Annotated in this window: 12 protein-coding genes; 8 read left to right on the forward strand and 4 right to left on the reverse strand. The window is 66.4% G+C overall.

All coding sequences use genetic code 11. From position 1 onward, the window contains the following. Positions 1-90: 90 nt before the first annotated feature. From AQY21_RS25415 to AQY21_RS29115, 4 genes are all read left to right on the forward strand, one after another. Positions 91-501: a hypothetical protein gene (locus tag AQY21_RS25415; RefSeq protein WP_238986902.1), complete on the forward strand. Its 411-nt coding sequence runs from the start codon at positions 91-93 to the stop codon at positions 499-501. Then, on the forward strand, positions 501-1,925 hold the full coding sequence (locus AQY21_RS25420; RefSeq protein WP_058100368.1) for a sensor histidine kinase KdpD: 1,425 nt from the start codon (positions 501-503) through the stop codon (positions 1,923-1,925). Before AQY21_RS25415 ends, AQY21_RS25420 begins: the two co-directional genes overlap by 1 nt. Next, on the forward strand, positions 1,879-2,511 hold the full coding sequence (locus AQY21_RS25425) for a response regulator transcription factor (RefSeq protein WP_065169989.1): 633 nt from the start codon (positions 1,879-1,881) through the stop codon (positions 2,509-2,511). The genes AQY21_RS25420 and AQY21_RS25425 overlap by 47 nt, the downstream gene beginning before the upstream one ends. A gap of 70 nt (positions 2,512-2,581) precedes the next feature. Further along, a complete protein-coding gene (locus AQY21_RS29115) occupies positions 2,582-2,731 on the forward strand; it encodes a hypothetical protein (RefSeq protein WP_161906118.1) in 150 nt (49 codons plus the stop codon). 50 nt (positions 2,732-2,781) lie between these two features. Here the strand turns inward: AQY21_RS29115 and AQY21_RS25430 are convergent, their stop codons facing one another. The 4 genes from AQY21_RS25430 to AQY21_RS25445 form a co-directional block, all read right to left on the reverse strand. Further along, a complete protein-coding gene (locus AQY21_RS25430) occupies positions 2,782-3,717 on the reverse strand; it encodes a LysR substrate-binding domain-containing protein (RefSeq protein WP_058100369.1) in 936 nt (311 codons plus the stop codon). Positions 3,718-4,004: 287 nt separating this feature from the next. Next, positions 4,005-4,679, reverse strand: coding sequence for a DUF1028 domain-containing protein (locus AQY21_RS25435; RefSeq protein WP_058100370.1), 675 nt, complete (start codon positions 4,677-4,679; stop codon positions 4,005-4,007). Positions 4,680-4,683: 4 nt separating this feature from the next. Further along, the gene (locus tag AQY21_RS25440; RefSeq protein ID WP_058100385.1) at positions 4,684-5,100 is read right to left on the reverse strand and encodes a RidA family protein; all 417 of its coding nucleotides are present in this window, start codon (positions 5,098-5,100) and stop codon (positions 4,684-4,686) included. 94 nt (positions 5,101-5,194) lie between these two features. Further along, the gene (locus AQY21_RS25445; RefSeq protein ID WP_058100371.1) at positions 5,195-6,466 is read right to left on the reverse strand and encodes an NAD(P)/FAD-dependent oxidoreductase; all 1,272 of its coding nucleotides are present in this window, start codon (positions 6,464-6,466) and stop codon (positions 5,195-5,197) included. Positions 6,467-6,705: 239 nt separating this feature from the next. Between AQY21_RS25445 and argE the strand changes: the two genes are divergently transcribed. The 4 genes from argE to AQY21_RS25465 all read left to right on the forward strand — a co-directional run. After that, positions 6,706-7,860 (forward strand): acetylornithine deacetylase, encoded by a 1,155-nt coding sequence (argE, locus tag AQY21_RS25450; protein ID WP_058100372.1) that lies wholly within the window; start codon positions 6,706-6,708, stop codon positions 7,858-7,860. Positions 7,861-8,079: 219 nt separating this feature from the next. Then, entirely contained in the window at positions 8,080-9,216 is a 1,137-nt protein-coding gene (locus tag AQY21_RS25455) for an ABC transporter ATP-binding protein (RefSeq protein ID WP_203416661.1), read from the forward strand. A gap of 92 nt (positions 9,217-9,308) precedes the next feature. Then, the gene (locus AQY21_RS25460; RefSeq protein ID WP_058100373.1) at positions 9,309-10,379 is read left to right on the forward strand and encodes an ABC transporter substrate-binding protein; all 1,071 of its coding nucleotides are present in this window, start codon (positions 9,309-9,311) and stop codon (positions 10,377-10,379) included. 109 nt (positions 10,380-10,488) lie between these two features. After that, positions 10,489-11,467, forward strand: a 979-nt coding sequence (locus tag AQY21_RS25465) for an ABC transporter permease (protein ID WP_058100387.1), incomplete at its 3' end; no start/stop codon positions are given.

Genomic DNA, 11,467 nt, shown 5'->3' on the forward strand with positions numbered 1-11,467 from the left:
TCGATCATCAGCAGAAGAACCTTTGTCCTGTCTGGCTCTATCGCGGCCTTTGCACCTGTCTCGCCCGTTTTTGCACGCACGGCCAGGGCGATGCTGACCATTACCGAACCTTCCGGCAATGTCCGGGCGCTGGAGGAGGCGGATATCGCGGCGCTGCCCTGGCAAGAGATCACCACGCGGACCCGCTGGACCGAAGGTGTTCAGACCTTCCGCGGCCCCTTTCTGAAGGACGTGCTGACCGGCGGCGGCATGTCCCGGTCGGATCTTGCCGGGCGCAACCTGCTGATGAAGGCGCTGAACGATTTCGGCATCGTCGTTCCCGCCGACGATGCCTGGAACTACGACCCCATCCTGGCCCGCGAGATGAACGGCAAGCTCATGCGGGTGCGCGACAAGGGGCCGCTCTGGCTGGTCTATCCGCGGGACCAGCGGCCCGAACTGCAAAACGCCGTCATGGACGAACGCTGGATCTGGCAATTGTTCGAGATCACCGTGCTCTGATGCGCCTGCGCGGCCCTCATTTCGCGCTGCTGACGATTGCAAGCTTCGTGCTGCTGTTCGTCTATTCGCTCGCCCAGCTGATCCATATCGACCATACCTTCCGCAAGGAGATCGTCGAAGGCAATCTGTGGACCGCGACCCAGGCGGATCGCGAGGCCCAGAACCTGATGCTGACCCTATATCGCGTCAGTCTGGATCGGGATATCGACGATGTGCTGCTGCGCTTCGACATCTTCTACAGCCGCATCGCGCTGATGACGGACCGGCCGCAGATCGACTATTTCCACTCGATCGGCGTCGGCGAGCAGGTCGTTCAAGCCAAGGCCCTGCTGGATGAACTCGATACAGCCATTTCGGCCAGCGATTTCGATTTCTCCGATGCCGGCGCGCTGATGCCGCGCGTCGCCGAGCTTTCAATGATCCTGCGCGAGATCACCAATGCCTCGGCACTGAAGGAGCGGATCGAACGCCATGCCCGCAGGGAGACCCTGCTGCGCGTGTTCCAGCTGCTGCTGCTCTCGGTCGGCGGCACCTTCGTGAGCGGCGTCATCATGGCCGGCCTGCTGTGGCGGAACATGCGCCGGTCCATGCGCGCGCAAGCCGAGCTGCAACGCCATCGCGCGGAACTGGAAAAGACCGTCGTCGCCCGGACCCGGGAGTTGCAGGAGGCGCTCGAGGTCGAGCGCCGGGCCAAGGAGGTCTATCGCAGCTTCATCGTCACCGTCTCGCATCAGTTCCGCACCCCGGTCTCCATCATCCACATGATCGCCCAAAGACAGCTGCGCGGCGAGGAGACGCTTTCCAACGAGGCGCTTCAGCGCAAGTTCAGCCGGATCCTGGACGCGGCGAAACGGCTCGAGCGGCTGCTGAGGGGCTTTCTGGCCTCGGCCAGCGTCGAGGGCAAGGATATCTCGCTCTCGCGCCGGATCGTGGATCTCAACGTGATCGCCGAGATCGCCGCGGAGCAGACGAGGCAGGCCCATCCCGGCCGGATCCTGGAGATCGGCCTGTCGGAAACGCCGCTCAGGACGGATGGCGACCCGGTGCTGCTGGAGCAGGTGGTGCTGAACCTGCTCTCCAATGCCATGAAATATTCCGACGCGCCGGCGCCGGTGCGTCTGGACACATGGCGGGACGGCGACCGGATCTTCTGCCGCGTCAAGGATTGCGGGCTGGGCATCCCGGAGGCGGCGCAGGACGCGGTTTTCGACAGGTTCTATCGCGCCCCGAACGTGCACAGATTGCCCGGGGTCGGGGTTGGCCTGAGCCTCGTTCGTGATATTGTCTCACTGCATGGCGGCACGGTCACCTTCACTTCGCGGATGGGCGAGGGCTCCGAATTCGTCGTCGCCGTGCCTGCTGCGGGGGAACAGGCCAATGAGTCGGGGGCGCATACCGGCAACCATTCTCTGTGTCGAGGATGAGGAATTCATTCTCGAGGAGCTGGGTGAGGAACTCTCGTCCCGAGGCTATGCGGTCCTGACCGCCTCGAACGGCGACGAGGCAGAGGCCATCCTGTCCAGGAACCGGCCGGATATCGTTCTGTGCGATGTCATGCTGCCCGGACGCAGCGGTTTCGAATTGCTGAGCGACCTGCGCGCGTCGGGCAAGCTGGCGGAAACCACGGCCTTCATCTTTCTGACCGCCTTGTCGGATCGCGAACCGCATCTGACCGGGCTGCGCGCCGGCGCCGACGATTACCTCACCAAGCCGATCGATCTCGACCTCTTGCATCTCAAGATCGAGAACCGGCTGGCCTTTGCGCATCGCCTACGCATGGTCCCAGCGGGAGAGCCGCCGGGCGTTCACCTGTCCCGCCGCGAGCAGCAGGTCCTGTCGCTGCTGGGGCAGGGCGAAAGGACCGGCGCCATCGCATCCCGGCTGGAAATCTCGGAGCACACGGTCAGCCACTACATCAAGGAGCTTTACCGCAAGCTCGGCATCAACAATCGCGCCGACGCCGCCCGAATGGCCATTTCGCTGGGACTGGGGGCGACGATCAGGCCCTAGCCCGCTCTTCCCGCTCCAGCCAGCGCGGCGGGGAGGGGCGATCCTGTCCAAGGGCGGCAAGGCGGTCCTCGTGCGGGGCGAGATCTCGGAAACCGCGGTCTGCGGCGCCATGGTGCAGGCGGCCGAGCAGGTCTCGATGAGGCTGTTCCTCTTGTCGGAGGAGACATCGAGTTTCACCGGCGGCATCCCCGCGACCGACGGAGGCTGGACCGCCTATTGACGCGCGCGGCCAAGGCCGGAGGCGCCTTCGCCCTGCGGAAAACCCCTCGGCTATCCGGGCACGGCACCCAGCAGCCGGCAACTCTGCGCCTCGACCCAATCGCGGGCATGGCTGATGAAGGCGCGGTGCAATTGCGTCCGCTCGGTTCCCTTGCCCATCATCAGGCCCAGCGTCATCGGCCGCGGTCTGCCAGTAAGGGGGATGAAGCGCATGGGCTTGCCGTCCGGCGCCACGTCATGCAGCGGCCGGACATTCACGATGGAATAGCCGAAGCCGTTGGCGACAAGGCTGCGCATCACCGCCATGTCCCGGGTCCGCTCGGCGATATTGGCGCGCAGCCCGGCCTTGGCAAAGAAGGACAGGAAATAATCCGAGCTCAGCGGCAGGTCGAGCAGAACCATCGGATAGGGCGCAAGCTGCTGGACCGAGACCTCGGACAGCGCCGCCAGCGGATGATCCTCGCTGATCGCGACCAGCGGCGGCAATGCGACGATCGGCAAGAAGTGCAGATCGACCGGGAGGTCGAGGTCATAGCTCAGCGCCAGGTCGATCTTGGCCTGGCGCAGCAGGCTGAAAAGCTCGGCTTGGTCGGCCTCGACCTGCGAGATGCGGACCTCGCTGTGCTGCTCGACAAAGCTGCGCCGCAGGCCGGGCAGGACGATCTGGGCGAAGGTGCTGAGACAGCCGATCGCCAGCGGGCCGCGGACCAGGCCGGACAAATCCCCGGCAAGATCGCGCAATGCCGCCGCCTGGCGCAGCACCGTCTGCGCATGATCCAGCAATTTGCGCCCCGCCAGCGTCGGCGTCAGCCCCTGCGCATGGTACCGGACGAAAAGCTTGACCCCCAGCTCTTCCTCGAGCTGAGAGATCCCGGCCGAGATCGAGGGCGACGAGACATTCACCTGCTGCGAGGCGGCGGCGATGCTGCCGGTTTCTCCCACAGCGACAAAATATTCCAGTTGCCGCAACGTATAGCGAAGGGGCATGTTTCTTCCGGCTCGGTGGTTGGCATCGCGGCGAAAGCCTTCGCCGCCCGTCCTTACGCCGCCGGCTGGGAACCCGCGCAGACGTGGCCGGAGTATTGCCCCAAAACAGCCGGCGCCGCAAGCAATGTGGCATGATGACGCAGCCCGGGCCTGCGAAAATCCCCCCGGCGCCGCCAAGGGCAATGCCCGAAAAGCCCGGCCGGGGAAAGGGGCGGCGGGCTTCGACCGGATGGACCGGCGGCGGTCATGCGGCACGGCTGGCGACCGCGAGGCCCAGCCGCAGGGCTTCATTCGTCGCCCGGCACCCCGTAGGACGGCGCCGCGCGCGGATCCAGCGCGCGCTGGACATAGGCGTCGAGCTGCGGCTTGTAGATGTCCCACAACCGGGCGACGGCCTCGATGGGGCACGCCTCGGTCCAGTCGCAGCGCAGGTCGGCCACGGGCCAGCTGACCTTGTCCACGATCATCATGCCCGCCGAATGCACCGGGCCCGCCTCGCCCCCGGCGGCGAGCCCGGCGCGCAGCGCGGCGATCAGCCGGTCGCCGATATGGCCCGAAGCCGCCAGATAGCCCTCCACGATGGCCTGCGGCACGCCGTCATTGGCCAGCAGATTGCCGCCGGAGGCGACGTTTTCCGCTTGCGCCTGCGTCCAGATGCCCAGCGAGTTCGGCCCGGAATGGATCGCCGTCATGCCATTGCGGTCCACCGCCAGGACCTGCCGGTAGTCGATGAACCGCCCCCGGCGCCGCAGTTCGGCAATGGCGTCGGCCGCCGAGCGGCCGCCTGCCATCAGGTCCAGCGCCAGAGGGCCGAGCGCGGGATCGGTCACGTTCTGCGAGGCGACCGCGCCCACACCCGCGCGGGCATAAGAACAGCGCGCCGCCACCGCCGGCGAGGACGAGGATATGGCGATCCCGAACATGCCGGTCTCGGGGCAGCGCGCCACCAGCGAGAACGTCATCGGCTCACTCCGGGATGACGGCGGTGCCGTCGATCTCGACCAGCCATTCCGGCCGCGCCAGCGCCTGCACCACCAGCCCGGTCGAGACCGGATGCACGCCGCGGAGATATTCGCCCATGGTGCGATAGACCGCCTCGCGGTGCCGCACGTCGGTGATATAGACGACGACCTTGACCAGATGCTCCATCCGGCCGCCGGCCTCCTCGATCAGCTGCCGGATGTTCTGCATGACCTTGTGGGTCTGCTCGACCGGGTCGTGGCTGTCGATGTTCGCGGCCGTGTCCAGGTCCTGCGGGCACTGCCCGCGCAGCCAGACGATGCGGCCCCCCTGGGTGACCACCGCCTGGCACAGGTCGTTGTCGAGCCGCTGCTCGGGATAGGTGTCCTTGGTATTGAATTTGCGGATGCGGGTGTGGGTCATCCTGGTCTCCATGGCTGCGGCGCGCATCGTCAGGGCGCCGGTTGAAGGGGCTCTCCGACTTGCTGCCGGCAAGGGATCGGAGGGGATCGCATGCTCAGGCCTCTTGCAGCGTCCGCTGGGGCTTGCCCTGGTAATCGCTGTATTTGCGCTGGATCGTGATCTGTTCGGCAATATGCCGGGCATCGTGCCAGACGCCCCAGATGAAGCTGGAGCCGCGCCGCGACTGCCAAGGCAGCCCCAGGAAATACAGCCCCGGCTCGACCGAGACGCCGCGCTGGTGGATCGGGCGGCCGCGTTCGTCGAAGGCATCGGCCTTGATCCAGCCGAAATCCACCGCAAAGCCGGTGGCCCAGATGACGGTCGCGATCCCGGCTTCGGCAAGGTCCAGGTCCGGAATCGGCGCCGTCACGCAATCCGGGTCGGGCTCGCGCCTGCGCGCTTCGGGTTCCTCGGGCAGGTCAAGGCCGTTGCGCCGGATATAGGCATCGGCCTCGTCCAGCAGGGAAAGGTAGTTCTCGTCGCCCCGGTCGAGGTTCTGGCGCAGGTCCGGGGCAAAGCGCAGGCGGCCGTCGCGATAGGCTTCGGTCCTGCCCAGCAGCACCATGCCCTGATTGCCCAGGCGGCGGAAATCCACCGTCTCGCCGCCGCGCGCGCCGCTGACGGCGATGGTCACATGCTCGGTGCCCGGCGCCGGGGCGGCCATGTCCCATTTGCCGAGCACGCCCAGCCACCAGCAGAAATCGCGGCCGCGATAGGCGCGCGGCGGCCGGTCATGCGGACCGACCGACAGATAGACCTTGCGCCCCGCCCGCAGCAATTCATCGGCGATCTGCACGCCCGAGGAGCCCGCTCCGATCACCAGCACCGCCCCCTCCGGCAACTGTCCCGGATTGCGATAGGCGCTGGAATGGATCTGCATGAGACCGGCGGCGTCGGGGATCAGCGGGGGAATGATCGGCTTCTGAAACGGGCCGGTGGCCGCGACGACGCGCTCGGCCTCGATCACGCCCTGCGAGGTGGTGACGGCGAAGCCGGCACGGCCCGCGTTCCGGTGCAGCTCGCGCACCTCGACCCCGCAGCGGATCGGGGCGTTGATCTTCCTGGCATAGGCCACGAAGTAATCCGCCACGTCCTCCTTGGCGACGAAGCCGTCGGGATCGCCCGGAAACTCCATGCCGGGAAAGCGGTCATGCCAGGCGGGGCCGTTGGCGACCAGGGCATCCCAGCGTTCCGAACGCCAGCGTTCGGCGATCCGACCGCGTTCGAGGACCAGATGCGGCACACCGGCCTCGCTCAGATGCTCGCTCATCGCCACGCCGGCCTGACCGGCGCCGACAATCAGCGTGTCGATCTTCTCAACTGACATTCTTGCGTCCTTCCGTGGATTTCAGGGGTTTTGGCAGCACGGGCCTTGCCTTTCCCTCGGTCTACCGTCAGGCCGAAAAGGCGAAAATTATGATTTCGTGCAGCAACGGTTAGGCTGATCCTAAATTGGCCGGGGACGGGACCGATTAGGCTCGACCGCAGCAATGGATCGGGAAACGCTTATTTCGCCCCGCTGACGAGCGGCCATAACCGTCCGGGACCACCCGGAAGGAGTTGCACATGACCGAACCGCATCCCGAGACGCTGGCGCTGCTGGCGCGCCTGATCGCCTTTCCGACCGTCAGCGCCGAAAGCAACCTCGCCTTGGTCGATTTTGCCGAACACCATCTGCGGCAGGCCGGGTTCGCCACGCATCGCCTGCCTTCGCCGGACGGGGCCAAGGCGGGGCTCATGGCCCGGCTGGGCGAGGGGCAGGGCGGGGTGATGCTTTCGGCCCATAGCGATGTCGTTCCGGTCACCGGGCAGAGCTGGAGCCGGCCGCCGTTCCGGCTGACAAGGGAAGGGAACAGCCTTTACGGGCGGGGCACCACCGACATGAAGGGCTTTCTGGCCGCAATGCTGTCATCGGCCAGCCGCGCCGGTGCAATGGAGCTGGCGCGACCGCTCATGCTGGCGATTTCCTATGACGAGGAGCTGGGCTGCGCCGGCATCCGCGACATGCTGCCCGGCATCGAGGCCCTGGGCTGGCGGCCCGCCTTCTGCATCGTGGGCGAGCCGACCGGAATGCGGCCGGCCATCGGGCACAAGGGCAAGGCGGCGCTGGTCGCGACCTGCCACGGCACGGCCGGGCATTCCTCGCTGGCGCCGCGCCATGTCAACGCGCTGCATCTCGCGGCCGAGTTCATCGCCGCGCTGCGCCGCATCCAGTCGGAATACGCCGGATCGCCGCTTGCGGATGACGCGTATGACATCCCCCATTCCACCGTCCATGCCGGCAGGTTGCAGGGCGGCACGGCGCTGAACATCGTCCCGGACCGGGCCGTCGTCGAATTCGAGTTCCGCCACCTTCCGGACGATGCGCTGCCCGATTTGCAAAGCCGGCTGCGGGCCGAGATCCGGGATATCCTTGGACAATTCCCCGACCCGGCGGCCGATATCCGCATCGCGACGACGAACACCTATCCGGGACTGGAAATCGCGCCCGACCACCCGGCGGTGGAGGAGGTCGCCAGGCTCTGCGGCCATCCGCAGCGCATCAAGGTCACCTATGGCACCGAGGCCGGGTATTTCCTGTCGCTGGGGATTCCGACGGTGGTTTGCGGGCCCGGCGACATGGAGGCGCAAGGCCACAAGCCCGACGAGTTCCTGGCCGTGCAGCAGCTTTCGGCCTGCGACCGCATGCTGGACGGGTTGCTGGCCAAGCTTCGCGCGTGATGCGGACCGGCCCCGGCCCGGCACGCCGCAGCGGCTTAGGATTCGCCGAAGCAAAGTTGCGGAAAACTTTAATTTACGCGACGCCGCCGTTTCGGATGATTGGAACACGCAACGAACAGGATGGTTGGCCGACAATTCGGCGCCGCGGGCCGGGCTTGAGGCCATGCCGGCGCAGCTCTGCCGTCGGGACAGCCACAGACAAGACCTAGGGAGCCAGAGTTGAACCAAGCTACCGCAGCCGCCCGGATCAAGACGGGCGCGGCCGTCGCGAGCGACGCGTTCGTCGCCTTTGAACGCGTCCAGAAAAGCTACGACGGGGAAACCCTCGTGGTGAAGGACCTGAACCTGGCCATCGCCAAGGGCGAATTCCTGACGCTGCTGGGACCTTCGGGATCGGGCAAGACCACCAGCCTGATGATGCTGGCGGGGTTCGAGACCGCCACCTCGGGCGAGATCCGGCTTGCCGGGCGGCCGATCAATTCGGTGCCGCCGCACAAGCGCGGCATCGGCATGGTGTTCCAGAACTATGCGCTGTTTCCGCATATGAGCGTGGGCGAGAACCTGGCCTTTCCGCTGAAGGTGCGCGGGCTCGGCAAGGCCGAGCGCGAGGCCAGGATCATGCGGGCGCTGGACATGGTGCAGATGGGCCATTTCGCAAACCGCCGTCCCGCCCAGCTTTCCGGCGGCCAGCAGCAGCGGATCGCGCTGGCCCGGGCGCTGGTCTTCGATCCCCAGCTGGTGCTGATGGACGAGCCGCTGGGCGCGCTGGACAAGCAGTTGCGCGAGCATATGCAATACGAGATCAAGCGGCTGCACGACCAGATCGGCATCACCGTCGTCTATGTCACCCACGACCAGGGCGAGGCGCTGACCATGTCCGACCGGGTGGCGGTGTTCAACGACGGGCGGATCCAGCAGCTCGCGCCGCCGGCCGAGCTGTATGAGCGGCCGCAGAACAGCTTCGTCGCGCAATTCATCGGCGAAAACAACACGCTGTCTGGAACCATCGAGGATTTCGACGGCGCCAGAGCGACGGTGAGGCTGGCGACAGGAGAGCTGATCGACGCCACCCCGGTGAACATCCGCGCGCGCGGGCAGAAGACGCTGGTCTCGATCCGCCCCGAGCGGGTGGAGTTCAAGCCCGAGATGATGCCGCCCGGCGCGCACCGGATCTCTGCCCAGGTGCTCGAGGTGATCTATATGGGCGATGTGCTCCGCATCCGCATGCAGGTCGCGGGCACCAGCGACTTCGTGATGAAGTGCCGCAACGCGCTGGGGCAGCGCAAGCTGATCCCCGGCGAGACCATCGAGATCGGCTGGCATCCCGAGGATGCCCGCGCCCTCGATCCGATCTGAAGCCGATCCTTGGCCTGGATCGACCGCAGACCAGCCCGAAAGAGCCGCGAGAGGCGGCCACCGGCCAGAAATCCAACAGGGAGTCCCCAACGATGAAGAAATTGCTGATCCTGACCACCGCGCTTGCCGCGGCCGCATCCGCCGCGCAGGCCGACATCACCGTCATGAGCTGGGGCGGTGCCTATGAGAAATCGCAGGTCGAGGCCTATAACCGGCCCTTCGCCGCCAAGACCGGCATCGCGGTCAAGATGCTTGCGGCCGACAACCCAGCCGCCCCGATCAAGTCGATGGTGGAATCGAACAATGTCAGCGTCGATGTGGCCGACGTGGAATATACCGACGCGATCCGGCTCTGCGACGACGGGTTGCTGGAGGAGATCGACCCGGCGATCCTGCCGGCCGCGCCCGACGGCACGCCCGCGACCGAGGATTTCCTGCCGGGGGCGCTTACCGACTGCGCGGTCGGCTCGATGGTGTTTTCGACCGTCTATGGCTATGACGTGACCAAGTTCCCGGACGAAAAGCCAAGCACGATCGCCGATTTCTTCGACATCGAGAAATTCCCCGGCAAGCGCGGAATGCGCAAGAGCGCCCGCGCCAATCTGGAAATGGCGCTGATGGCCGACGGGGTGCCCGCCGCAGAGGTCTATGCCGTCCTGGCGACCGAGGAGGGCCTGGACCGCGCCTTCGCCAAGCTCGACACCATCAAGCGCGACGTGGTCTGGTGGGAGGCGGGCGCCCAGCCGCCGCAATTGCTGGCCGATGGCGAGGTGACGATGACCACCGCCTATAACGGCCGCCTGTTCACGGCCGTGGTCACCGAGAACAAGCCCTTTGCCATGGTCTGGGACGGGCAGGTCTATGAATACGAGCTGTTCGTGATCCCGAAGGGTGCGCCGAACAAGGACACGGCGCTGGAATACATCAAGTTCGCTACCGACACCCAGCGCCTTGCCGATCAGACGAAATGGATCAGCTATGGCCCGGCCCGCAAGTCCTCGCTGCCGCTGGTCGGGCTCTACGAGGACGACAAGACCGAGATGGCGCCGCACATGCCCACGGCAGAGGCCAACCTCGCCAATGCCTTGCGTTCTTCCTACGAGTTCTGGGTCGATCGCGACATCGAGATCAACGAGCGGTTCAGCACCTGGCTTGCGGATTGAACCGTCGCCGCCGGCCCCGGCGGCCGGCGCAGGGGGTCATCGTCCAAGACAAAGGGGGCGCGGCGCAGGTCTCGCGCCGCCCCGTTCGAAGCGAAGCAGAGGCAGCAATATGGCAGATATCTCGGCGAATGACGCGGCGCTCGCTCCGGCGGGGCGGCGGCAAACGGGTCTTACCACATCGGACGGCCGTCCGTTGAAGTCTGCGCTTGCGCGGAGTTCGCGTCGGGCGCGTCGTCGGGCGTTTTTCCTGGTGCTGCCGCTCTTGCTGTTCATCCTGGTCACCTTCGTGGTGCCGATCGGGCAGATGCTGCAGCGCTCGGTCAAGAACGACGGGTTCTCGGCCAACATGCCGCAGCTCTCGGCCTGGTTCCACGACAATCCGCGCGGCACCGAGCCCGACGAGGCGGCCTGGGCGGCGCTGGCCGCCGACCTGACCGCCGCCGCCCAGGCCCGCAGCATCGGCGTGGTCGGCACCCGCATCAATTACGACATGCCGGGCACGCGCTCGCTGTTCACCTCGGCCGGGCGCCAGGCCCGCGGCGGCATCGAGCCGCCCTATCGCGAGGCCATCCTGGAGATGGACGCCAAATGGGGCGATCCCAGGCTGTGGTCGGTGATGCGCGAGGCCGCCTCGCCCTATACCGCGAATTTCTATCTCGCGGCGGTGGACCGCACCCGGGACGCGCAGGGCGACATCACCGCCGCCCCGGCGCAGCAGCAGATCTATGGCAAGCTGTTCCTGCGCACCTTCTGGCTGTCGCTGGTCATCACCGCCACCACCTTCCTCCTGGGCTTTCCGGTGGCGCATCTGCTGGCCACCCTGCCGATGCGGCAGTCGAACCTGCTGATGATCCTGGTGCTGCTGCCGTTCTGGACCTCGCTGCTGGTCAGGACCACGGCCTGGATCGTGCTGTTGCAGCAGCAGGGCGTGGTCAACGACGTGCTGGTCTGGCTGGGGGTGATCGGCAACAACCAGCGCCTGCAGATGATCTTCAACCAGACCGGCACGATCATCGCCATGACCCATATCCTGCTGCCCTTCATGATCCTGCCGCTCTATTCGGTGATGCGCACCATCAATCCCAGCT

The sequence above is a fragment of the Paracoccus sp. MKU1 genome (assembly GCF_001447385.1).
GTDB lineage: Bacteria > Pseudomonadota > Alphaproteobacteria > Rhodobacterales > Rhodobacteraceae > Paracoccus.